Source organism: Rhodoferax sp. U2-2l (assembly GCF_020594515.1).
GTDB lineage: Bacteria > Pseudomonadota > Gammaproteobacteria > Burkholderiales > Burkholderiaceae_C > Rhodoferax.
This window is the reverse complement of record NZ_JAJCTH010000001.1, coordinates 356,470-378,908: the sequence shown is the minus strand read 5'-3', so window position 1 is coordinate 378,908 and position 22,439 is coordinate 356,470. Positions and strand designations below refer to the sequence as shown.

Here is a 22,439-nt window from a genome sequence, read left to right as displayed (position 1 = left end):
TTGACACTCAAAACGCATCCGTGATTTTCAAGGCCAAACACCTGCAGCATCATCCTAACTGTCCCCAAGCCTTCTCCAGCCGTTTGACACTGACCGGCTGCGGTGTGCGCAGCTCCTGGGCGAAGAAGCTCACGCGCAGTTCTTCCAGCAACCAGCGGAATTCCTGCAGGCGATCATCGACCACGCCTTTGCGCTCGGCCACCAGGCGCCAGTAGCGCTGCTCCAGCGGTTGCAACTCTTTCAGGCGGGCGCTGTCACGGGCCGGGTCGGCGCGGTACTTTTCCAGCCGGGCGGTAATGGCTTTCAGATAACGGGCAAAGTGCTGCAGGCTACCCCAGGGCGTGACACTCAAGAACTTCTTGGGCATCAATTTTGATAGCTGCTGGGCCGCATCCGTCGAGGCCTCGGGTGCATTTTTGCTGTCCTTGATCTTGCGCGCTGCCACGGCGTATTCAGCCAGGATGCTGGCGCTCAGGCGGGCGACTTCGGTGCAGATCAGGGTCAGGCGCCCTCGCCCCTCGTCCACGCGTTTTTTGAAGGCAAATTCGTCGGTGGGCAACGGGTCGAGCAAAAAGGCGCGGTCCAGCGCGACCTGGATGATCTGTTCACGCAGTTCTTCCAGCGTGCCGCCAGTGCCGCTACCGTCGGCGTTTTTGCCAACCTGCATGTAGGTGACCGCCATTTTTTGCAGGTCGGGCACGTTCTTCTCCAAGTACTTGAGCGCGTCTTTGATCTGTAGCGCAAACAAGCGGCGCAGGCCGGCGCGGTGTTTGGCGGTAGCCACCTCGGGTTCGTCAAACACCTCAATGGTGACCGCATCACCGCCGTCCAACAGCGCCGGGTAACCAATCAGGGTCTGGCCACCCTTTTGGATTTCCAACAGCTCAGGCAGCTCACCAAAGGTCCAGGCCGTGTGTTTGACACCGGCTGGTGTGGCTTTGGCGGTCGACTCATTCAATACTTTTTTTATAGCTTCTTGCCCGTGATTCATAAGGGCTTTAGGCTGATTTGGCTTGGAGACTTCTGGCGAAGCCGTTTTGGCCATCTTGAGCCCAGCCAAGGCCTGGAAGGCGCCACGGGCTTGCGCACCCAGTTCGGCTTTGAGCGCACCCAGGTTACGACCTTGCCCCAGTTGGCGGCCATGTTCGTCCACCACGCGGAAGTTCATGAAAAAGTGCGGCGGCAACATGTCGACCTTGATGTCGGCGCGCACCACGTCCACCGTGGTGGCCAGGCGCACCAGCTTGAGCACCGCCTCGATCAGCGAGCCGTGGCCAAACAAGGCGGGTTCGTTGAGCTGCGCCGCCATCTTGCTGGCCGACTCGGGCAGCGGCACCAGGCGCGAACGAGGGCGCTGGCGCAGGGTTTTGATCAGTGCCTGGATCTTGTCCTTGAGCATGCCGGGCACCAGCCATTCGCAGCGTTCTTCGTTGACCTGGTTCAACACAAAAATCGGCACGGTCACCGTCAGCCCATCTTTGGGGTCACCCGGCTCATGCAAGTAAGTGGCTGCGCAATCCACACCGCCCAGACGCACGGTTTTCGGGAAGGCCTGGGTGGTGATGCCCGCGGCCTCGTGGCGCATCAGCTCCTCGCGGGTCAGCAGCAGGAGCTTGGGGTTGATCTTCACCGCGTCGCGGTACCAGGCCTCAAAGGTGAAGCCACTGCACACTTCGGCAGGTAACTGCTGGTCGTAAAAAGCGTAGATCAGCTCGTCGTCCACCAGCACGTCCTGGCGGCGCGCCTTGTGTTCCAGGTCTTCCACCTGTTTGATCAGCTTCTGGTTGGCCGCCAGGAACGGCAGCTTGGTCTCCCACTGGCCACCGACCAGCGCCTCGCGGATAAAAATCTCACGCGCACCGGGCAAATCGACACGGCTGTAGTTCACCCGCCTGCCGCTGTAAATGACGATGCCGTAGAGCGTGGCGCGTTCCAGCGCATTGACCTCGGCCACCTTCTTTTCCCAATGCGGGTCCAGCAGCTGTTTCTTGAGCAAATGCGCGCCGACCTGCTCCAGCCACTGTGGTTCTATCGCGGCAATGCCGCGGCCAAACAGGCGCGTGGTTTCCACCAACTCAGCCGCCACAATCCAGCGGCCCGGTTTTTTGACCAGATGGGCACCCGGATGCGGGTAAAACTTGATGGAGCGGGCACCCAGGTATTCACCACTGGCGCCGTCGGTCTCCAGCTTGCAGCCGATGTTGCCCAGCAAGCCTGACAGCATCGACAAATGCAACTGCTCGTAGCTGGCAGGCGCGGTGTTGATGCGCCATTTGTGCTCGGCCACCACGGTGTGCAGCTGGCTGTAGATGTCGCGCCACTCACGCACCCGGCGCATGCTGACAAAGTTCTGCCGCAGCAGTTGTTCGTATTGGCGGTTGCTGAGTTTGTGGGCTGGTGCGCCCTCACCCCGGCTCTCTCCCACAGGGCGAGGGAGTGAACTTCCGCCCCGGGCCTTGGAAAGCGCCAAAGCAGTGGCCGTTTCGCTCCCTCTCCCACCGGGGGAGGGCTGAGGTGAGGGTTGGCCCCCGCGCGCGGTCTCCAGCCACTTCCACAGCTTCAGGTAACCGGAGAACTCGCTCTTCTCGTCGTCAAATTTAGCGTGCGCCTGGTCGGCCTGCTGCTGCGCCTCCATCGGGCGGTCGCGCACATCTTGCACGCTCAATGCTGAGGCAATCACCAGCACCTCGTCGAGCGCCTGGCGACTGCGGGCCTCCAGAATCATGCGGCCCACACGCGGGTCCAGCGGCAGCTTTGCCAGCTCCTGACCCATGGGTGTGAGTTCATTGGCGTCGTCCACCGCGCCGAGTTCGTTGAGCAACTGGTAACCGTCGGCAATCGCGCGGCCAGACGGCTTTTCGATGAACGGGAAGTCTTCCACGATGCCCAGGTGCAAGGACTTCATGCGCAAAATCACCCCGGCCAGGGACGAACGCAAGATTTCGGGGTCGGTGAACTTGGGTCGACCAATGAAATCTTTCTCGTCATACAGCCGGATGCAGATGCCGTTGGCCACGCGCCCGCAGCGGCCGGCACGCTGGTTGGCCGAACTCTGGCTGATCGGCTCCACCAGCAACTGCTCGACCTTGCTTCTGAAACTGTAGCGCTTCATGCGTGCGGTGCCTGCGTCAATCACGTAACGGATACCCGGCACGGTGAGCGAGGTCTCAGCCACATTGGTGGCCAGCACAATGCGCCGCCCGGTGTGGCTGTCAAAAATGCGGTCCTGCTCGGCCTGGCTCAGCCGGGCAAACAGCGGCAGCACCGCGGCCCCGCGAAAGAGTGGCTGGTGGCTCAAGTGACCACGCAGGTGGTCGGCTGCCTCGCGGATCTCGCGCTCACCGGGTAAAAACACCAGGATGTCGCCACTGTTGTGCACATCGCGCCAGAGCTCGTCCACCGCGTCGGCAATCGCGTGGTTCAGGTCATAGTCACGCGCTTCCTCAAACGGGCGGTAACGCTGCTCCACCGGGAACATGCGCCCGGAGACCATGATGATCGGCGCAGGTCCTTGCCTAGACGCGAAGTGGTCCGCAAACCGCTGCGCGTCAATCGTGGCCGAGGTCACCACCACCTTCAGATCCGGGCGGCGCGGCAGGATCTGCTTTAAATAACCTAGCAAAAAGTCGATGTTCAGACTGCGCTCGTGGGCTTCGTCGATGATGATCGTGTCGTAGGCTTTGAGTAACGGGTCGGTCTGAGTCTCGGCCAACAAAATGCCGTCGGTCATCAACTTGACCGAGGCATCGCGCCCCAGCCGGTCCTGAAAACGCACTTTAAAACCCACCACCTCACCGGGCGGGGTATTGAGCTCTTCGGCAATGCGTTTGGCCACGCTGCTGGCCGCAATCCGGCGCGGCTGTGTGTGACCAATCAGCTTGCCACGCGGCGCTGGGCGGCCATCGGCCAGGGTTTTGGGGTAATTGCACAAGCCACGCCCCATCGCCAGGGCGATCTTGGGCAGCTGGGTGGTTTTGCCCGAGCCGGTTTCACCACAAACGATGATGACCTGGTGCGCGGCCATCGCGGCCATGATTTCTTCGCGACGGGCGCTGACGGGCAGGGATTCGGGGAAGTCGATGTTCAGAGGTACAGACATTGGGCGGCAATTATCGAGGCAGCGCCGGGGCGTGGCCGGGAAGCGGCTTGGTTTTCAAGCCAATTCGGCCTCTAGCCCCTTTTGGGTTATTATTTTCGAGCTATTTATTTTATAGCTTCCGACAGGTACAACAGCGTGTGCTGTGTTCTGCTGCGGCTGTGTGTCCGCCGTCCTTGGCACGCGACACGGTGGCCGCACTTTCCTTTGAGGTGACAACCAATCTGACATCTCTGGGGTGAAGCAGGCATCGCTTCTGATGCCGAATTTGGCTGCCCCATCTGAATTAGACTGTGTTACGTGACCGTGAACCACCCGCCTTTCGACATTCTCAACTCGTTGCAAACGGGTGTCGTCATCCATGCGCCAGACTCGCGCATCCTGTTCAGCAATCCCCGTGCTTGTGAATTGCTCGGTTTGTCTCAGACGCAACTGGATCGCCAATCAGCGATGGACCCGGGTTGGCATTTTGTCGATAACGCGGGGCAACCCATGCCGGTGTGCGACTACCCGGTCAACCGGGTCATCGCAATGGGCCAAGCTATCAAGTCCCAGGTGCTTGGCATCGCCAGCGGCCAACGGCCAACTGTCTGGGTGTTGGTCAGCGCAGTTCCCGAGTGCGACGCCAGCGGAAAACTCAAGCAGGTGGTGGTTGATTTTTATGACATCACCGCCCAGCGTCAGTCTGAACTGGAAGCCCAGCGCAGCCAGCAGTTGCTGCATGAATCCATTGAAGCCATTGATGAGGCCTTTGTCATTTTTGGCCCGGATGAGCGCCTGGTGTATTGCAATGAAAAATACCGGGCGCATTACCCCCAGTTCAGCCAATTTATTGTGCCGGGCGTCAGTTTCGAAGAGGTGATTCGTCACGGCGCAGCGGTAGGCTTTTACCAGGAGTCGGTGGGCCGGGTGGAGGCCTGGGTGGCCGAGCGTCTGGCGGCGTTCAGATCGGGTAGCCAGACTCGGGTGCAAGAAACGACCACCGGACGGGTGGTGCGCGCCATTGACCGCAAGTTGGCAGATGGCCACACGGTGGGCTATCGCATCGACATCACCGAACTGGTACGCGCCACGGAAAAGGCAGAAGCCGCCAACCTGACCAAGAGTCGGTTTCTGGCCACAATGTCACACGAGATACGCACGCCGATGAATGGCATTCTTGGCCTGACGCAACTGCTGATGACGCCCGATCTGCCTGGAAGCGTTCGTCAGGACTACATCCGAACGGTGATGAATTCAGGTCAGTCCTTGTTGAAATTGCTGGACGATATTCTGGATTTGTCAAAAATTGAGGCGGATAGTTGTCAGCTCGAAAGCATCGTGGTGGACCCCGCGCAGTTGCTGCAGGAAACGCGGACGCTGTTTTCGGGCGCGGCTGCCAACAAAGGCCTGCAGCTCAGTGCACGGTGGGGCGGTGAACCTGGCCAGCGTTACCAAACCGACGCTTACCGCCTGCGCCAGATGATTGGCAACCTGGTGGTGAACGCCCTCAAGTTCACCGCCAATGGCCAGATCGACATGGAAGCCACAGAGCTTGAACGCCATGACAACACTGCCCTGCTGGAATTCGCCGTGACGGATACCGGCATGGGCATCGCCCAAGACAAACTGCATTTGTTATTCAAGCCGTTTTCACAGACCGACAGTTCCACCACCCGCGAATTTGGTGGCTCCGGGCTCGGTTTGTCCATCGTCAGCCGACTGGCCAAATTGCTGGGCGGTGAGGTGGGGGTGCAAAGTGAAGTCGGTCGGGGGTCGCGATTCTGGTTCAGGGTCAAGGCGCAAGTCCTGCCAACGGGTGCAGACAGTCGCAGTGGCGAGCGCTTGATGCACGATGCGGACCCAACGCCTTCGCCCTTGGGCGAGGTGGCCTTGGCGGGCCGCATCCTGGTGGCAGAAGACAACGCCGTCAACCGCATGGTGATCGAAGGCCTGCTCGCACAACTGGGCTTGGCAGTGACGTTTGCCCACGATGGGCAACAGGCTGTGGACATTCTTTGTGGCGGTGCTGAACACGATGCCGTTTTGATGGATTTGCACATGCCGGTGCTGGACGGCTATGGCGCCACGCAGCAAATTCGGCAATGGGAGCTGGCCACATCGCGTCGGCGCATCCCGATCATTGCCCTGACCGCCGATGCCTTTGCGCAAGACAAGGCGCATTGCATGGCGACGGGTATGGACGACTTTCTGTCCAAACCCGTGGCCAAAGCCACACTGGAAAAAACCCTGGTTCGGTGGCTCGGCGGGTAACGCCAGCGCACGCTGGCGCCTCGCCTTAACCCGTTACAGCGCGCCGATTAACCAAGGTGTCGGCCAAAGAATCGCAGGGTACGGTCCCAGGCTTGCTGAGCCCAGAACGGATCGTATTGCGTCGCAGGCAGTCGGCCTGGACCGACCGCAGTTTCATTGGCAAATGCGTGTTGTGCCAGATAACGGTGAAACTCGACATGGGTGCCTGCAGCGTTGAGCTTGTCTTCGAGCGCGTCGACGGTGCTGATCTGGAAAAACTGGTCTTGCGTGGCCCAATGTCCCTGCAACGGTGCGTGGATCTTGCTGGCGTCGATGTACTCCAGCGGAGGACAGCCATACCAGACCACCCCGGCATCGATCTCGGGCGACTGCGTCAGAGCCAGCAGGGTCAGTGCACCGCCCATGCAAAAACCCGTCACACCGACCTTGGGTGCTCGGGTTTTCAGAAATTGCACGGCACCCCGAATATCCTGCGAAGCCGCATCACCGAAATTGAGGCCTTCCATCAGGTGATGCGCCTCTTCGGCCTCCAGGGTCAACTGTCCACGGTATAGATCCGGCACCAAGGCTTGGTACCCCGCCGCCGCCAGACGATCAGCCACACCACGTATCTGCGCGTTCAGCCCCCACCACTCCTGAATCACCACCACCGCCGGCGCGAGCGCTGATTGCGCAGGCTCGACCAGGTAGCCATTGAGGGTTTGCCCATCCGGACGCTGAAAACTCACCATGTTGCCCATGTCATTTGTCCTTTTAAGTTGATGTCATTGTCAATAATTATGAATCCGCCAATTTGCGTGGCGCATCAGGCATCGGTGGGTAGCGACGAAGCGCTCAGCTTATGGCAGCTCTGTACGGCGCCTTCCAAACCGACCCACGGCATGCCAAAGCAGAACCTTCATCGACGTGCTGCAAAATAGCATGCTGTTGCCACCCACTGACTACCGCCTTTCGCGTCCCTACCCCATGAGTCTTCCGTTCAACTTCACCTTCGTCCCCTGGTTCAGGTCGGTGGCGCCGTATATCCACAAATTCCGCAACCAGACTTTTGTATTGGGCGTGTCCGGCGAAGCCATCGCGGCTGGCAAACTGCCCAACTTGGCGCAAGACCTGGCATTGATCCAAAGCATGGGGGTGAAGATCGTGCTGGTGCACGGCTTTCGCCCGCAGGTGAACGAGCAACTCAAAGCCAAGAACCACACACCCAAATATTTCAAGGGCATCCGCATCACCGACGAAGTGGCCCTGGATTGCGCCCAAGAGGCTGCTGGCCAGTTGCGTTACGAAATTGAAGCGGCGTTCAGCCAAGGCTTACCCAACACGCCCATGGCGGGCGCGACGGTGCGTGTCATTTCCGGCAACTTTTTGACGGCGCGGCCGGTGGGCATTGTGGATGGGGTGGACTTCCAGCACTCGGGCGTGGTGCGCAAGATCGACACCGCAGGCATCACCCGCTCGCTCGACATGGGTGCGCTGGTGCTGATGTCGCCGTTTGGCTTCTCCCCCACCGGCGAGGCATTCAATCTGACCATGGAAGAAGTCGCCACCTCGGTGGCCACCGCGTTGCAGGCCGACAAGCTGATTTTTGTCACCGAAGTGCCCGGCATTGCCACCGACGTGCGCCAGCCGGTGAGCGAAGACAACCCGGTTCACACCGAACTGCCCTTGGATGCCGCAGAAAAATTGCTGCGCGATCTGCCAGAGGCCAACCGGCCCAGCGACACCGCGTTTTACCTGCAGCACTGTGTCAAGGCCTGCAAGGGCGGCGTGGAACGCAGTCACATCATTCCCTACGCGGTGGACGGTTCCATCCTTTTAGAGGTGTATGTGCACGACGGCATCGGCACCATGGTGGTGGATGAAAAGCTGGAGAGCCTGCGTGAGGCCACGGTGGACGATGTCGGCGGCATTCTGCAGCTGATCGAGCCGTTCGAGAAAGACGGCACCCTGGTCAAACGCAGCCGCACCGAAATCGAGCGTGATGTGGGCCTGTACACGGTGATCGAACACGACGGCGTGATCTTTGCCTGCGCCGCGCTGTACGCCTACCCCGAAGCGCGCACCGCCGAAATGGCCGCACTCACCGTGTCACCCGATGTGCAGGGCCAGGGCGATGGTGACCGGGTGCTCAAACGCATCGAACAACGCGCCAAGCTGGCCGGGCTGGACAGCATTTTTGTGCTCACCACCCGCACCATGCACTGGTTCATCAAACGTGGTTTTGTCCAGGTCGACCCCGACTGGCTGCCTGAAGCGCGCAAACGCAAGTACAACTGGGATCGCAAGAGCCAGGTGCTGGTCAAAAAAGTAACCTGAGGCCCTGGCTGTGCGCACGGCGTGTGCATGAGTCTTGCTTGTGCCCCCCGGTGGCTTTCAGATGGAAAGCCCTCTCTTTTCAACACAACAGAAAGTTTTCATGAGTTCTCTCAATTTCATTGGCGGCGAAAAAGGTGGCGTGGGCAAATCGGTGGTGTCGCGCCTGCTGGCGCAGTATTTCATCGACAAAGAGCGGCCCTTTGTCGGTTTTGACACCGACCGCTCGCACACCTCGTTCACCCGCTTTTATACCGACTACGCCAGCCCGGTGGTGGTGGACAGCTACGAAGGTCTGGATGCGATTGCCAGCGCGTTTGAGACTTCTGACCCCACCGCCCCGCCGCCGCGCGTGATCGTTGACCTGGCCGCGCAAACCGCAGCGCCGCTGGCACGCTGGATCAAGGACTCGGATGTGTTTGCGGTGCTGGCCGACATGGGCATCGCCGTCAACTTCTGGCACGTGGCCGATCCAGGCAAGGATTCAGTCGAACTGCTGGGCCGCTTGCTCAACACCTTTGAAGACGGCCCCAATTACTTCGTGGTGAAAAACCATGGGCGCGGCGTCGATTTTTCCCAACTCGACGCCTCACCCGCGCTGGAAAAAGCCGTGGCACTGGGTGCCAAGGTCATCAACCTGCCCTCGCTGCACGAAGCCAGCATGCGCAAAATTGATCGGCAAAACGCCAGTTTCTGGGCCGCCATCCATAGCCGACCTGACGACGATTGCCTGGGTCTGCTGGAGCGCCAGCGCGTCAAAACCTGGCTGAAAAAAACCTACGAAGGCTTTGACAGTTTGCCTTTGTGAACGTGGTTCCCGGGCGCGGATGTGGGAGGTCACGGACACCTAAATCCGCGTGGTGGCGCTGGAGAAGCCATCGGATGCCGAGCGCGTCATGGTTTTTTGCTCAAAAAAAGCGAGTACCAGCAGATCATCCACCAGGCAGCGCCGAGGCACCCTGGACCGTGATCAAGTCAGACTGCAAGAAGCGTGCGCGCCTGAACGCCATGCCTTACGTGTTGCACAAATGACCGTACGACAAAAAAGGAAGTGGCCCACATCGGCACGCCAGACACCTTGCAGGTGGGGGGCGCCCATGTCGTCTACGAACGCGGTGAACACCCGAGCAACTTTGTGCTGTAAGACGGGTGGGCCAGTGAGCCACCCCAACACAGCCAACTCACCGCAGCACCACCGCCGCTGTTCTGGAAGGTCATCGGATGGTGGGCGACAGCGGAAGGCTTTCAATCATGCCGCAGAAGTCATGACCACTAATGATCACCTCGGGTGAATCACAGCCAGCACGCTGAACGCCATCAATCGATGGCAGGCTTCTTGTTGGCCTCTTCCAGAGCCAGGTCAAGCGCCTTGCAGGACGGAGAACACACCGCTTGCGATTTGCCCAAAATTTTCTTGGAGATCATCTGGGAGCGGGCGCGGTGCTTGCCACATAAAAAGCAAGACATGGTGGCTGCGCCGAACGAAGTCGCCGCCGTGAAGGGTGAACCCGACACTTTGGATTTGTAACGCAGGCCATCGGCCACGATTTTGGTTTTGGTATCTGCTTTTGCCATAGGGTTGGATTTTACTTCAGTGAGCGCTTCATGCCAAAACCTTGCTAAAGTTACCGCTTTTGGCAGCACACACAGAAGGTTAATCATGGCGCGTACGGTGAAATGCATCAAATTGGGCATCGAGGCTGAAGGACTTGACTTTGCACCCTACCCCGGAGAATTGGGCAAACGGCTCTGGGAAAACGTCAGCAAACAAGCGTGGGCGGAGTGGCTCAAGCATCAAACCATGCTGGTCAACGAAAACCGCCTCAATCTGGCCGACGCCCGGGCCCGCCAGTACTTGGCGCGGCAGATGGAAAACCACTTCTTTGGTGACGGCGCTGATGCCGCACAAGGGTACGTACCACCCAAAGCGTGACAGTTCCCCCCGCACAGCCGCCAGAGCCCGGCGCTGTGCGCTCCGTGTCCCCGGCGCGTGCCTGGCAGGGCTTGCCGCGTTGGCAAGTGTTGGACACCAGCTTCAACGCTGGAGAAAATTTTCTTAAGACTTGGCAGGTCTGGCTGGGCGATGTGCAGCGGCCCCGCCTGTTGCATTACGTGGCGCTTTGTCCGCGGGCGCCACAAGGCAACGACCTGCTGTGCGCAGACCATCACCCCAACCTTCATCGGCCGCTGGCGCAGGCATTGGGTGACCACTGGTTTGGCCTGCTGCCCGGGTTTCACCGCTTTTTGCTCGCTGACGGGCAAGTCATCCTGACCTTATGTGTGGGTGATGCGTTGCAGTCACTGCGACAGCACCAGTTTCAAGCGGATGACATCATCTTGTCTCCCGCAGATTTGACTGTGCCGGGGGCTTTTGATGTGCAGAACACTTGGGCCGTCAAAGCGCTGACCCGCCTTTGCCGACGTGGCACCACACTGCGTGGCCCTTGGCCTGCCGGCGCTGACCGGCCAGCGCTATCGGGTACCTTGCGCGCATGCGGCCTCATGACGCGTGACGACAACGCCCACATGGCGGCGGCGACAACAGCTGATCTGCTTCACGCGCGTTTTGATCCGCCCTGGACTTTAAAAACGTCACGCCAGACGGGTACCACAGCCTTGCCCATTCAGCGCTGCGCCGTGATTGGCGCCGGTCTGGCCGGTGCCAGCGTGGCGGCTTCTCTGGCGCGACGTGGCTGGCAGGTGCAGGTGCTGGACAGGGCCGCAGCCCCCGCCGCCGGGGCGTCCGGCCTGCCGGTGGGGCTGGTGGTGCCGCATACCTCCAGCGACGACTGCACGCTGTCGCGCCTGTCGCGTGCTGGCGTGCGTTTGATGCTGCAGCAAGCGCAACCGTTTTTGCAGCCTGGTGTGCACTGGTCGGCCCCGGGTGTGCTGGAACGCCAGGTGGGCGGCACGCCGCAACTGCCTGCGCCTTGGCCGCCCGAAGGCAAGGATTGGTCGGTGCCAGCCAGCAACGTCCTGACTGACGCGGACACGTTGGCCGTCGGCCCGGCACTGTGGCACCCACGCGCCGCCTGGATCAAGCCAGCCGAACTGGTGCAAGCGTGGCTGCGTCAGCCTGGTGTGACATTTCAAGGCGATGCCGAGGTCAGCCATTTACAACGCCAGGGTGAGGTATGGCATCTGCACAGCAGCAACGGTCAGCTGCTGTGCCGCGCCGAACGCCTCGTGTTCGCCAACGCCTGTGCGGCGCGCCCGCTGCTGGATGCGCTGGCCAGGCACGACGAGGCATTGGCCCTACAGCTTCAGAAGTTGCCCGCCACCCGGGGCATGCGTGGTCTGCTGAGCTGGGCACTGCATGACGATTCCACGGCGGCCGCCGCCTTTCCGACCTGCCCGGTGAATGGTTCGGGCAGCTTGGTGCCACACATTCCCACGGCTCAGGGCCCCGCCTGGTTCATGGGCTCCAGCTATCAGCCAGCCCACCATTTTGAGCGCGCCGACAGCGACAACCATGACCGCAATTTTGAGCACTTGCAGCAACTGTTGCCCGAACTGGCCGGCGATTTGGCAACGCGCTTTGCATCTTATGCACTCAACACCTGGAAAGGCACGCGGTGCGTCACGGCAGACCGTTTGCCGCTGGTGGGCGCGCTCGATGAAGCTGACTTCCCCAGCTTGTGGATTTGCGCCGGGCTGGGGTCCAGAGGCTTGAGTTTTTCGGTGCTGTGCGCCGAGCTGCTGGCGGCACGCATGGGGGCCGAGCCGCTGCCGGTAGAAGCCAGTCTGGCCAAGGCATTGCATGCGCTGCGCGGCTGACGACCTGCGCAACAAGTTCCACAGACCCGGCAACTCAGCGCTCTTTGCTGTAAGGAATACCCAACGATTTTGGGGCCACAGACTTGCCGATAAAGCCCGCCAACAACACCACCGTCAGCACATACGGCAGCGCCTGAATCGCCTGCACCGGCACCTCGCCCACACCGGGCAAGTGCACACCTTGCAAACGGATGGCGGCGGCGTCCAGAAAACCGAACAGCAGGCACGCCCAGAGTGCTTTCACCGGGTGCCATCTGCCAAAAATGAGAGCAGCCAGCGCCATGAATCCCCGGCCAGCGGTCATATTCTGTGAAAAACTCGCACTTTGCGCCAGCACCAGATAACTGCCCGCCAAACCGCACAAGATACCGTTGAGGGTGAGTGCTGTGTAGCGCAGCCGCATGACGGACACCCCCGCTGCATCCACCATCTGCGGGTTCTCACCCACGGCGCGCAGGCGCAAGCCAAAACGGGTTCTGAACAAGGTCCACCACACCAGCGGCACCAGCCCCAGCGCCAGGTACACCAGCGCGTTGTGGCCCAGGATACCGTCGCCCAGCACGGTGCCCAACACCGGCAGACCGCGCGTGGTCTCGGCCAGACCCGGCATCAGCGCTGAAATGCGCACGGCATCACTCACCGGCGGTGTTTGCCCACCTTGATGAAACCAGGCGGCGCCCAGGACCGCCGTGAGGCCAACCGCAATGATGTTGATCGCCACGCCAGACACCACCTGGTCGCCCTTGTGGCTGACACACGCCAGGCCGTGCACCCACGACATACTCACCGCCACACCAACGGCCGCCAACAGCGCCAGCCAGGTCGAATCCCAAGTGGCGCCCGCTGCACCCGCCGCAAAAGCGGCCAGCAGCATCTTGCCCTCCAGCCCGATGTCCACCACGCCGGACCGCTCGGACAACAGCCCGGCCAAGGCGCAAAAGATCAACGGTGTAGAGACCCGCAGCGTGGAAGCCAGCATCGAGCCCAGCAGCGCCTCATCCATGGGTGGCTCCCGCTTTGCCTTGGCTGGCCACCGGCTTGCTGAACCAGCCCAGCACCCGCGCCAACTGTGGCGCAATCACATAAGTCATGGCCCCGGAAAACAGCACGATGAAGCCCTGCAGCATCACCACCATGTCGCGGCTGAAGCCCTGCACCTCAAACGCCACCTCGGCGCCGCCCTGAAACAAGGCGCCAAACAGCAGGCTGGCCAGCACAATGCCCAGCGGGTGGTTGCGCCCCATCAGCGCCACGGCAATGCCGGTGAATCCAGCGCCGCTGACAAACTCCAGCATCAGCTTGCCGCTGACCCCGGCAACCTCGTTCATGCCCACCAGCCCGGCCAGCGCGCCCGAGATGGCCATCGCGATCAGCACCTGATGAGGTGCCCTGATGCCAGCGTATTCAGCGGCGCTGGGGCTGGAGCCCACCGCACGCAGCCGGTAGCCCGCGCGAGTGCGCCACAGAAAGACATACACCGCTACCGCTGCCATCAGGGCAATCAGCACACTCAAATTGAGCGGCGAGGACGGCCACCCGATACCGATGGCCCCCAGCGCCTCATGCACGCCCGGCAGTTTGGCCGACTCGGCAAACATCTCACTTTCCACCGACATCGAACCCTTGGGCCGCAGGTGGTTGACCAGCACATACACCAGCACCGTGCTGGCAATGAAGTTGAACATGATGGTGGTGATCACCACATGGCTGCCGCGGAACGCCTGCAAGTAGCCCGGCACCGCTGCCCAGACCATCCCGAACAAAACGCCAGACAGCATCATGAGCGGCAACATCAGCCAGGCGGGCAAAAACGCTGACCACCACAACGCCACCAGCCCGGTGCCCAAACCACCCATCACCGCCTGCCCTTCGCCGCCGATGTTGAATAACCCGCCATGAAAGGCCACGGCCACCGCCAAGCCGGTGAACACAAAGGTGGTGGCGTAATACAGCGTGTAACTGATGCCACGCGCCGTGCCGAACGCACCGTGCACCAGCACCTGAATCACCTCCCACGGGTCCTGCCCCACCAGCGCCACCACACCACCGGCGGCCAGCAAGGCCACCAGCAGGCTGACTGCGGGCAGCAACACCAAATCCGCCCAGCGCGGCAGGGTGTTCATGCGTTGCCCCCGGTCATCAGCAGGCCCAAAGCCGCCTCGGTGCACTGGGCAATCGGCAATTCACCGGCAATGCGACCCTGGTTCATGACCAGCACCCGGTCGGACAGGGCCAGAATTTCATCGAGTTCACTCGACACCAACAGCACAGCACAACCCGCCTGGCGCAAGGCGCGCAGCTGGGTGTAAATGAATTCGATGGCGCCAATGTCCACGCCGCGCGTCGGTTGGCCCACCAGCAGCACCTTGGGCGCCCGGCCCAGTTCACGCGCCAGCACCAGTTTTTGCTGGTTACCGCCTGAGAACTTGCTGCTGGGCAGCTCGGTGTCGCGCGGGCGCACGTCAAATCGCTCCATCATGTCGGTGGTGGCCTGGCGCATGTGGGTGTGGTTCATCCAGCCGCTGCGGGAATACTCGGGCAGGTCGTCGTACCCCAGCACGGCCGATTCCCAGGCGGCAAAGGCCATCACCAAGGCACGGGCGTGGCGGTCTTCGGGTACATGGGCCAAGCCCAGGGCGCGGGCCTGGCTTGGGTCGAGCCAGTTGGGGGGCGTGAAGTCACGCCCCTCCAGCTGGAGTTGCCCTTGGTTGGGCGTGAGCAAACCGGTCAGCACATCCATCAGTTCACTCTGGCCGTTGCCGGAAACCCCCGCCACACCCACGATCTCACCCGCGCGCAGGCTCAAACTCACGTCTTTCAGGCGCTGCACACCCAGGCTGTCGGTGACGGACAAATGCTCTGCCTTCAGCAGCACGGTGCCAGTCTGGCCCGCGGCCTCGGTCAAGCGGCCCATGTGAACCTTGCGCCCGACCATGGCCTGTGCCAGACCCTCAATCGACGCCTCGGCAATCGGCACCTCGGCCACCACCTGGCCGGCGCGCATCACCGTGACCACGTCGCACAGCGCCATCACTTCCTTGAGTTTGTGGGTGATCAGGATCAGCGTGGTGCCCTGCTCGCGCAGGCGCTTGAGCACACCAAACAGCTGGGTGGTTTCCTGCGGCGTGAGCACGGCGGTGGGCTCGTCCAGGATCAAAATCTTCGCCCCGCGATACAGGGTTTTGAGAATTTCCAGCCGCTGGCGGTCACCCACCGGCAAATCCGCCACCAGGCTGTCCAGCGGGATTTGCAGCCCGGTGGACTGCATGAGCGCGTTGAGTTTGCTGCGCACCTGCGCGTCGGCACGCTGCAGCAGCCAATGCGGCTCGGCGCCCAGCATCACGTTTTCTAGCGCGGTCAAGGTGTCGACCAGCATGAAGTGCTGGTGCACCATGCCAATGCCCAGCGCAATCGCATCGTCGGCGTTACGAATGGTGGCGCTCTGGCCAAACACCTCGATCTGGCCGCTGTCGGCCGTGTAAAAGCCGTACAGGATGGACATCAGCGTGCTTTTGCCTGCGCCGTTTTCACCGACGATGCCGTGCACCGTGCCGCTGGCCACGCTCAAAGCAACATCGGCATTGGCAGCCACCGCACCAAAGTGCTTGTGGATGCCGGTCATGCGCACCGCGGGCGCGGCAGGCTCAGCCATGGGCTGGGGTCAGTCGTCGGAATCAGTGGATCAGTATTTGCAAGCGTTGTCGGCCATGTAGTCGGCCACCTTGATCTTGCCGCTGATGATGTCGGCCTTGGCGGCTTCCACCCTTTTCTTCATGTCAGGCGTGACCAGTTTGGCGTTGTGCTGGTCCAGTGAATAACCCACGCCACCTTCGTTGAGGCCCAGCACGGTCAGACCGGGTTTGAACGATTTGGCTACGTTGAACACCGCCACATCCACGCCCTTGACCATCGAGGTCAGCATGGTGCCGGGTTGCAGGTGGTTTTGGTTGCTGTCCACACCAATGGCCAGTTTGCCGCTGTCTTTGGCGGCCTGGTACACCCCCATGCCGGTACCGCCCGCTGCCGCAAACACCACGTCGGCGCCTTTGGCGAACTGGGCTTTGGCCAGTTCGCCACCACGCGCCGGGTCAGCCCAGGCCGCGCCGGTGGTGCCGGTCATGTTGGCAAACACCTCGGCCTTGGGGTTGATGTATTTGGCGCCCTGCTCGTAGCCGCACTGGAACTTGCGGATCAGCGGGATGTCCATGCCGCCAACAAACCCCACCTTGCCGGTCTTGCTGGCAATCGCTGCCATGGCACCCACCAAAAAGCTGCCTTCATGCTCCTTGAACACCACCGATTGCACGTTGGGCAGGTCGACCACCATGTCGATGATGGCGAATTGCAGCTTGGGAAACTCCTTGGCGAGTTTTTCAATGGCCGAGGCCTGGCTGAAACCCACGCCAATGATCGGCGTGGCGCCGCGCTCGGCCATGCGGCGCAGGGCTTGTTCGCGCTGGGATTCGTTGGAGATTTCAAACTCTAGGTACTTCTTGCCAGACTCCTTCTTCCACATCTCCATGCCGTTGTAGGCGGCCTCGTTGAACGACTTGTCAAACTTGCCCCCCATGTCGTACACCACCGAAGGTTCGGCCAGCGCGGCCGTCGCAGTCAAGGCAGCGGCTGCCAGAACACCCAGACAAAAAGCAGATTTCATACGCATGACCAAATCACTTTCAAAAAGATGAAAACGTCCCCGGTTTAACCAGGGTGTAAGCGTCGCAGCGATGACTATGCCACGATTTTTGGCACAACCCAGCGCGCGACATAATGAGACGACCCTCCCCACTGCATTACCCCATGATTCTGGTTGCCGGCTCTGCCAATCTGGACTTTGTTGTCCGCGCTGCACACATCCCTGCAGCTGGTGAAACGGTGCTCGGACATGCCTTCAACACCTACCCCGGCGGCAAGGGCGCGAACCAGGCCGTCGCCTGCGCCCGTACGGGGGGTGCGATCACACACATGCTGCTGGCGGTGGGACAGGACGACCATGCGCAGCCCCTGCTGGACTCGCTGAATGCCGCCAACGTCACACTGAACACGGTGCTGACCCCAGACGTGGCAACCGGATGCGCTTTTATTTGCGTGGCAGATAACGCTGAAAACGCCATCACAGTCGCCCCCGGCGCCAACCTGACGCTGGCACCCGAGCACTTGCCAGACCTGAACGGTTTCAGCCACCTGCTGATGCAGTTGGAAACCCCCATGCACACGGTCACCGCCTATGCGCTGGCGGCACGGGCGCAAGGTGTCAAAGTGGCGCTCAATGCCGCACCTGCCCAGGCCTTGCCGCCAGAATTTCTGGCCGCGGTGGACATGCTGATCGTCAACGAAGGTGAACTTGCCGCCGTGGTGCCCCACCCCGGCAGCCTGATGGGCAATCTGGCGCAGATCGCCGTGCCCTGCGTGGTGGTCACGCTGGGGCCGCGTGGCTGCGCCGCACGTCTGGACAAGCACTTTTTCACCCTACCCGCATTTGCGGTCGAGGCTGTGGACACCACCGGCGCGGGCGACACCTTTTGCGGTGTGCTGGTGGCGGCACTGGATCAAGGCGCCGACATCACCCAGGCCATGCAGCGCGCCAGCGCCGCCGCCGCGCTGGCCTGCACGCAGCCTGGGGCGCAGTCCAGCATTCCCACAGCGCAGGCACTGAGCAAGTTTCTGGCAACTCAGCCCGGACCCTCTGATGACAACATCACGGCCCTGCGAGCCTATTGCGGGCTGGATTAGAAAAATCCCCATCATGGGAACTCTGTCGGCCAGCAGCACCATCCACGCCACCGTCACACACCGATGTCCATACCTCCCAAAAAAGTCATTTTTGACACCGACCCCGGCGTGGACGATGCCATGGCGTTGTATTACGCGCTGGCCCACCCGGGCATCGAGGTGGTGGGCATCACCACCACCTTTGGCAACGTCGATGTGGCGCAAGCTGCCACCAATGCGCTGTACCTGTGCGCGCTGGCGGGCCGCCAGATTCCCGTCACGGTGGGCGTGTCGCAACCACTGGTCAAGAGGGCCGAGCCGCCGCCGGACTTCATCCACGGAGCCGACGGCCTGGGCAACCTGCCGCATCGCCTGGCCACCGCAGGCACACTGGATCCGCGCTCGTCGGCCCAGTTCATCGTCGACATGGCGCGGCAGTTTCCCGGCGACATCACGCTGGTGGCAGTCGGCCCGCTGGGCAACTTGGCCACCGCGCTGCAACTGGCGCCCGACTTGCCCACGCTGGTGCGCGAGGTGGTGTTGATGGGCGGCACGGTGCTCGAATCCGGCAACGTGTCCCCGGTGGCCGAGGCCAACATCTGGAATGACCCGCACGCCGCTGATGCGGTCTTCACTGCTGGCTGGCCGCTGACCATGGTGGGGCTGGACGTGACGCACCAAGTCATCCTGCCGCTGAGCCTGTTCCGACAGATTGCCCAACATCAGCAGCACATCGCCACCGACACACTGCGCCACGCGGTCGCTTTTTACAGCGGCTTCTACAGCGCGCACGACCCCGCCGTGGGCCAGATCACCGGCTGCTACGGGCATGATGTCCTGGCCTTTGTGGTGCTGACCGACCCCGCGTTGTTCACCCTGCAAAGCGGTCGTGTGCGGGTGGCGGTGGACGGCCTGGCGCAAGGCCAGACCATGATGCAGCGCAAGGCGGTGAGTTACCCGCAGCACGGCTGGCATGACGATATTCCGCACACCCAGGTGTGCCTGCGCGTTCAGGCGCAGGCGTGCCAGGCCGTGATTGAAGCCGTTCTCATGCAAGATTGGCTGCAAAACCCGCTGCTGAACTGCTAAAAATGCGGGCTTGCCAGCTTAGAAAGTGAGGGTTTTCACCCCACTGGCCGTACCCAGCAGGCACACCTGGGCTTTCTGGAAAGCAAACACCCCCACCGTGACCACGCCGGGCCACTGGTTCACTTGCGCCTCAAATCCCAGCGGGTCGGCAATGTGCAGCCCCCTCACATCCAGAATGTACTGACCGTTGTCGGTGACCAGCGGCACACCATCCTTCTGGCGCAGCACCACCGTGGCGCCCATGGCCTCAAATTGGCGGGTGATGCGATTGACCGCCATCGGAATCACCTCCACCGGCAGCGGGTAGGTGCCCAGCGTTTGCACCAGCTTGGATTCATCGGCAATACAGACAAACTGGTGCGACTGCGCAGCCACAATTTTCTCGCGCGTGAGCGCCGCGCCACCGCCCTTGATCATGTAACCCTGGTGGTCAATCTCGTCGGCCCCGTCGATGTACACCGACAACTCGGCCACGTCGTTGCAGTCAAACACCGTGATGCCCAGCGCCTGCAGCCGCTCGGTGCTGGCCACTGAACTGGATACCGCACCTTTGATCTGGTCCTTCATGGCCGCCAGCGCGTCGATGAACTTGTTGACCGTGGAGCCCGTGCCGACGCCCACAATGTCCCCCGCCACCACATAGCGCAGCGCCGCCTGGCCCACCAGGGTTTTCAGGTCATCTTGCGACAAAACGGTTGGGGTGAGGTTTGGAGCATGCGTCATCGGGGAAAATCCTTGAAGTTAATCGGTTCGTCTCAGGACTGGCTCCAAAGTGTGCCCGCACAGCGTGACGACGCTGGCAATACCCACATACGGCCAGTCGGAACAACAACGCTGGGGCGGTTTCGTAGCCGTCCAACAACTTCAGGAATTATCCAATGGCTCTTTTACCCTATGCCCTGACGCGCCCGCTTTTATTTGGCATGGACCCCGAAACCGCGCACGAGCTGACCATCGCGTCACTGGCACGCACCCAGGGTTCGGCGCTGCGCTGGGCCTACAGCAACGCGCGCGTGGACGACCCCGTCGAACTGGCGGGCCTGACCTTCCCCAACCGCGTGGGCTTGGCCGCCGGGCTGGACAAAAACGCCCGCTGCATCGACGGACTGGGCGCCATGGGCTTCGGGTTTGTCGAAGTCGGCACCGTCACGCCCCTGGCCCAGCCCGGCAACCCCAAGCCGCGCCTGTTCCGCCTGCCGCAAGCCAACGCGCTGATCAACCGCCTGGGCTTCAACAACGACGGGCTGCAAACCTTCATCACCAATGTCAAGCATTCCAGCCTGTACCAACGTCGACTGGCCGGTCGCGCTGGCATTCACCCGATGCTGCTGGGACTGAACATTGGCAAAAACGCTGCCACCCCGATCGAGCGCGCCACAGACGACTACCTAACCTGCCTGGACGGCGTGTATCCCTACGCCGACTACGTCACGGTCAACATCTCCAGCCCCAACACCAAAAACCTGCGCAGTCTGCAAAGTGACGAGGCATTGGACGCGTTGCTAGGCGCAATCTCCGAGCGGCGCGAGTTGCTGGCACAAAAACATGGCAAACGCAGACCCATTTTCCTGAAAATCGCGCCGGATCTGGACGCGGATCAAGTCACCGTCATCGCCCAGACACTCCAACGCTACGGCACCGACAGCACAGGCCAGGTGAACAACGCCTGGGGCGTCATCGCCACCAACACCACCCTGAGCCGCGACGCCGTCAAGGGGATGGCGCATGCTGAAGAGGCTGGCGGCCTGTCGGGCGCACCCGTGCTGGCCATGAGCAACCAGATGGTGACCCAACTGCGCGCTGCCTTGGGCAAAAGCTTCCCCATCATCGGCGCGGGCGGCATCATGAGCGCCGTGGATGCGGTGAGCAAGATCAAGGCTGGTGCCGATGTGGTGCAGATCTACACCGGGCTGATCTACGGCGGACCAGAATTGGTCAAAAACGCTGCTTTATTGATCAAAAAAACCTTCTAGCGACGGCCCCTGTGAGATCAGGCAGCTGCAGCGAGTTCACCCGGGCATTCATGACAATGCGGTCTGTGTGGCAACTGCGGATGCTTGTGGCTTGCAATGCGTCAGCGCATAAGTCAAACGTTCAATGCAAATAAAAAAAGACTTGGCATCTCTGCCAAGTCCTTTGTTTTATTCATGGTGGGCGGTGGAGGCTTCGAACCTCCGACCCCAGCAGTGTGAATGCTGTGCTCTACCCCTGAGCTAACCGCCCTTGTCGTTGTGACAAGCCCTAAATTATGCCACAGCTTTTTCGGAAATTCGGCGTGCATGCCTCACATAAATTCATGACTTTTTATGACGCTCACAGCCAGAAAAACGAAAAACCCAGGCTATAATTTTGAGCTTGTTCCTCGATAGCTCAGTTGGTAGAGCGCCGGACTGTTAATCCGTAGGTCCCTGGTTCGAGCCCAGGTCGAGGAGCCAAAAATTTGAACGAAATCAAGCCCTTGTGAGAAATCACTGGGGCTTTTTTGTTGCCCGAAATTTCTTTTCGTAGCAGCATGACCTCGGCATTGGGTTGGCCGTGTTGCTTCCCAATATGGATTCGCATGAAAACACGCCTCATCCGTCCTTCTTTACCGTCGCTGAAGACCACATTGAGATGGGTCGCTGTGACCAGTTTGATCCTTGCGCTACAGGCTTGCGCCGTGGTGGCTGTGGCCGATGCAGCCGTGACAGTCGTTGCCACCGGGGTCAAAGTCACTGCGAAAGCCGTCGGTGCCGTCGCTGATGCCGTGATACCGGATTCAGACGATGACGAGTAGTCTGCTCTGGAAGGCGTCGTTCTGGACGCTGGTGCTGGCCACCCTATGGCTATCGTTGGTGCCAGTAGACCAAATTCCTTCAGCTTTCAGTTTTTGGGACAAGGCGCAACACGCTCTGGGTTTTGCTGGACTGGGTTTCCTGGGCCTGATGGCTTATCCCCATCGTCTGCCGAGGGTGATGTTTGGTTTGTTGCTTCTGGGTGCCGGTATTGAGGTCGCACAGTGGCTCACTGGCTGGCGGCAAGGTGACTGGCAGGACTGGATCGCAGACTGCGTGGGGTTGTTGCTGGGGTTCCCGGCGTGGCGTTTGGGCCGCTCACTCTTGGTCAGGATATCGACATGATTCAACAGGGTTGACATCCATCGGCAAAGCGTTCACGCAGGCAATCACGGCAGCGTTGAATGGACAACCCAATAAGAAAG

Annotated in this window: 18 protein-coding genes and 2 tRNA genes; 11 read left to right on the top strand and 9 right to left on the bottom strand. The window is 61.1% G+C overall.

Annotated elements, in window-relative coordinates; genetic code table 11:
• Positions 1–49: 49 nt before the first annotated feature.
• Positions 50–4,099 carry an ATP-dependent RNA helicase HrpA gene (gene hrpA / locus LHU53_RS01650; RefSeq protein WP_227330325.1) on the bottom strand — a complete coding sequence of 1,350 codons (4,050 nt, stop codon included), beginning with the start codon at positions 4,097–4,099 and terminating at the stop codon, positions 50–52.
• 303 nt (positions 4,100–4,402) lie between these two features.
• Between hrpA and LHU53_RS01645 the strand changes: the two genes are divergently transcribed.
• The gene (locus tag LHU53_RS01645; RefSeq protein ID WP_227330324.1) at positions 4,403–6,349 is read left to right on the top strand and encodes an ATP-binding protein; all 1,947 of its coding nucleotides are present in this window, start codon (positions 4,403–4,405) and stop codon (positions 6,347–6,349) included.
• 47 nt (positions 6,350–6,396) lie between these two features.
• On the opposite strand, the gene LHU53_RS01640 is transcribed toward LHU53_RS01645, so the two are convergent.
• Positions 6,397–7,080, bottom strand: coding sequence for a dienelactone hydrolase family protein (locus tag LHU53_RS01640; protein WP_227330350.1), 684 nt, complete (start codon positions 7,078–7,080; stop codon positions 6,397–6,399).
• Positions 7,081–7,315: 235 nt separating this feature from the next.
• Between LHU53_RS01640 and argA the strand changes: the two genes are divergently transcribed.
• The gene (gene argA, locus LHU53_RS01635) at positions 7,316–8,665 is read left to right on the top strand and encodes an amino-acid N-acetyltransferase (RefSeq protein WP_227330323.1); all 1,350 of its coding nucleotides are present in this window, start codon (positions 7,316–7,318) and stop codon (positions 8,663–8,665) included.
• A 100-nt stretch (positions 8,666–8,765) separates the two neighbouring features.
• A complete protein-coding gene (locus LHU53_RS01630) occupies positions 8,766–9,470 on the top strand; it encodes a mobilization protein (RefSeq protein WP_227330322.1) in 705 nt (234 codons plus the stop codon).
• 509 nt (positions 9,471–9,979) lie between these two features.
• Here the strand turns inward: LHU53_RS01630 and LHU53_RS01625 are convergent.
• Positions 9,980–10,237, bottom strand: a complete 258-nt coding sequence (locus LHU53_RS01625; RefSeq protein ID WP_227330349.1) for a hypothetical protein — start codon at positions 10,235–10,237, stop codon at positions 9,980–9,982.
• Positions 10,238–10,322: 85 nt separating this feature from the next.
• Here LHU53_RS01625 and LHU53_RS01620 point away from each other — a divergent pair, with 85 nt between their 5' ends.
• A complete protein-coding gene (locus LHU53_RS01620) occupies positions 10,323–10,595 on the top strand; it encodes an oxidative damage protection protein (RefSeq protein WP_227330321.1) in 273 nt (90 codons plus the stop codon).
• Complete coding sequence (mnmC, locus tag LHU53_RS01615; protein WP_227330320.1) at positions 10,592–12,439, top strand: FAD-dependent 5-carboxymethylaminomethyl-2-thiouridine(34) oxidoreductase MnmC; 1,848 nt, start codon at positions 10,592–10,594, stop codon at positions 12,437–12,439. The genes LHU53_RS01620 and mnmC overlap by 4 nt, the downstream gene beginning before the upstream one ends.
• A 34-nt stretch (positions 12,440–12,473) precedes the next feature.
• On the opposite strand, the gene LHU53_RS01610 is transcribed toward mnmC, so the two are convergent.
• Genes LHU53_RS01610 through LHU53_RS01595 form a run of 4 tightly spaced genes read right to left on the bottom strand, consistent with a single transcriptional unit; the run spans position 12,474 to position 17,102 of the window.
• Positions 12,474–13,442 carry an ABC transporter permease gene (locus LHU53_RS01610; protein WP_227330319.1) on the bottom strand — a complete coding sequence of 323 codons (969 nt, stop codon included), beginning with the start codon at positions 13,440–13,442 and terminating at the stop codon, positions 12,474–12,476.
• A complete protein-coding gene (locus LHU53_RS01605) occupies positions 13,435–14,562 on the bottom strand; it encodes an ABC transporter permease (RefSeq protein WP_227330318.1) in 1,128 nt (375 codons plus the stop codon). The genes LHU53_RS01610 and LHU53_RS01605 overlap by 8 nt, the downstream gene beginning before the upstream one ends.
• A complete protein-coding gene (locus LHU53_RS01600; RefSeq protein ID WP_227330317.1) occupies positions 14,559–16,091 on the bottom strand; it encodes an ABC transporter ATP-binding protein in 1,533 nt (510 codons plus the stop codon). Before LHU53_RS01600 ends, LHU53_RS01605 begins: the two co-directional genes overlap by 4 nt.
• A gap of 30 nt (positions 16,092–16,121) precedes the next feature.
• The gene (locus LHU53_RS01595) at positions 16,122–17,102 is read right to left on the bottom strand and encodes a BMP family protein (protein ID WP_370632195.1); all 981 of its coding nucleotides are present in this window, start codon (positions 17,100–17,102) and stop codon (positions 16,122–16,124) included.
• A 137-nt stretch (positions 17,103–17,239) separates the two neighbouring features.
• Between LHU53_RS01595 and LHU53_RS01590 the strand changes: the two genes are divergently transcribed.
• Together LHU53_RS01590 and LHU53_RS01585 are read left to right on the top strand one after the other, a co-directional pair.
• A complete protein-coding gene (locus LHU53_RS01590; RefSeq protein WP_227330315.1) occupies positions 17,240–18,172 on the top strand; it encodes a ribokinase in 933 nt (310 codons plus the stop codon).
• 63 nt (positions 18,173–18,235) lie between these two features.
• Positions 18,236–19,240: a nucleoside hydrolase gene (locus LHU53_RS01585; protein WP_227330314.1), complete on the top strand. Its 1,005-nt coding sequence runs from the start codon at positions 18,236–18,238 to the stop codon at positions 19,238–19,240.
• An 18-nt stretch (positions 19,241–19,258) separates the two neighbouring features.
• On the opposite strand, the gene rpiA is transcribed toward LHU53_RS01585, so the two are convergent.
• The gene (rpiA, locus tag LHU53_RS01580) at positions 19,259–19,963 is read right to left on the bottom strand and encodes a ribose-5-phosphate isomerase RpiA (RefSeq protein ID WP_227330313.1); all 705 of its coding nucleotides are present in this window, start codon (positions 19,961–19,963) and stop codon (positions 19,259–19,261) included.
• A gap of 155 nt (positions 19,964–20,118) precedes the next feature.
• Between rpiA and LHU53_RS01575 the strand changes: the two genes are divergently transcribed.
• Complete coding sequence (locus LHU53_RS01575; protein ID WP_227330312.1) at positions 20,119–21,213, top strand: quinone-dependent dihydroorotate dehydrogenase; 1,095 nt, start codon at positions 20,119–20,121, stop codon at positions 21,211–21,213.
• 175 nt (positions 21,214–21,388) lie between these two features.
• On the opposite strand, the gene LHU53_RS01570 is transcribed toward LHU53_RS01575, so the two are convergent.
• A tRNA-Val gene (locus LHU53_RS01570) sits at positions 21,389–21,463 on the bottom strand.
• Positions 21,464–21,599: 136 nt separating this feature from the next.
• Here LHU53_RS01570 and LHU53_RS01565 point away from each other — a divergent pair.
• The 3 genes from LHU53_RS01565 (at position 21,600) to LHU53_RS01555 (ending at position 22,359) form a co-directional block, all read left to right on the top strand.
• A tRNA-Asn gene (locus LHU53_RS01565) sits at positions 21,600–21,675 on the top strand.
• Between the two features lie 125 nt (positions 21,676–21,800).
• Positions 21,801–22,016 carry an NF038104 family lipoprotein gene (locus LHU53_RS01560; protein WP_227330311.1) on the top strand — a complete coding sequence of 72 codons (216 nt, stop codon included), beginning with the start codon at positions 21,801–21,803 and terminating at the stop codon, positions 22,014–22,016.
• Positions 22,006–22,359, top strand: coding sequence for a VanZ family protein (locus LHU53_RS01555; RefSeq protein WP_227330310.1), 354 nt, complete (start codon positions 22,006–22,008; stop codon positions 22,357–22,359). The genes LHU53_RS01560 and LHU53_RS01555 overlap by 11 nt, the downstream gene beginning before the upstream one ends.
• The last annotated feature ends 80 nt before the right edge of the window (positions 22,360–22,439 follow it).

Coding starts and splice junctions, on each gene's coding strand:
- LHU53_RS01630 (WP_227330322.1), top strand. CDS start 8,766: ATGAGTTCTCTCAATTTCATTGGCGGCGAAAAAGGTGGCGTGGGCAAA.
- LHU53_RS01575 (WP_227330312.1), top strand. CDS start 20,119: ATGGCTCTTTTACCCTATGCCCTGACGCGCCCGCTTTTATTTGGCATG.
- LHU53_RS01600 (WP_227330317.1), bottom strand. CDS start 16,091: ATGGCTGAGCCTGCCGCGCCCGCGGTGCGCATGACCGGCATCCACAAG.
- LHU53_RS01625 (WP_227330349.1), bottom strand. CDS start 10,237: ATGGCAAAAGCAGATACCAAAACCAAAATCGTGGCCGATGGCCTGCGT.
- LHU53_RS01610 (WP_227330319.1), bottom strand. CDS start 13,442: ATGGATGAGGCGCTGCTGGGCTCGATGCTGGCTTCCACGCTGCGGGTC.
- rpiA (WP_227330313.1), bottom strand. CDS start 19,963: ATGACGCATGCTCCAAACCTCACCCCAACCGTTTTGTCGCAAGATGAC.
- hrpA (WP_227330325.1), bottom strand. CDS start 4,099: ATGTCTGTACCTCTGAACATCGACTTCCCCGAATCCCTGCCCGTCAGC.
- LHU53_RS01595 (WP_370632195.1), bottom strand. CDS start 17,102: ATGCGTATGAAATCTGCTTTTTGTCTGGGTGTTCTGGCAGCCGCTGCC.
- LHU53_RS01585 (WP_227330314.1), top strand. CDS start 18,236: ATGTCCATACCTCCCAAAAAAGTCATTTTTGACACCGACCCCGGCGTG.
- LHU53_RS01590 (WP_227330315.1), top strand. CDS start 17,240: ATGATTCTGGTTGCCGGCTCTGCCAATCTGGACTTTGTTGTCCGCGCT.
- LHU53_RS01560 (WP_227330311.1), top strand. CDS start 21,801: ATGAAAACACGCCTCATCCGTCCTTCTTTACCGTCGCTGAAGACCACA.
- LHU53_RS01620 (WP_227330321.1), top strand. CDS start 10,323: ATGGCGCGTACGGTGAAATGCATCAAATTGGGCATCGAGGCTGAAGGA.
- argA (WP_227330323.1), top strand. CDS start 7,316: ATGAGTCTTCCGTTCAACTTCACCTTCGTCCCCTGGTTCAGGTCGGTG.
- LHU53_RS01555 (WP_227330310.1), top strand. CDS start 22,006: ATGACGAGTAGTCTGCTCTGGAAGGCGTCGTTCTGGACGCTGGTGCTG.
- LHU53_RS01605 (WP_227330318.1), bottom strand. CDS start 14,562: ATGAACACCCTGCCGCGCTGGGCGGATTTGGTGTTGCTGCCCGCAGTC.
- LHU53_RS01640 (WP_227330350.1), bottom strand. CDS start 7,080: ATGGTGAGTTTTCAGCGTCCGGATGGGCAAACCCTCAATGGCTACCTG.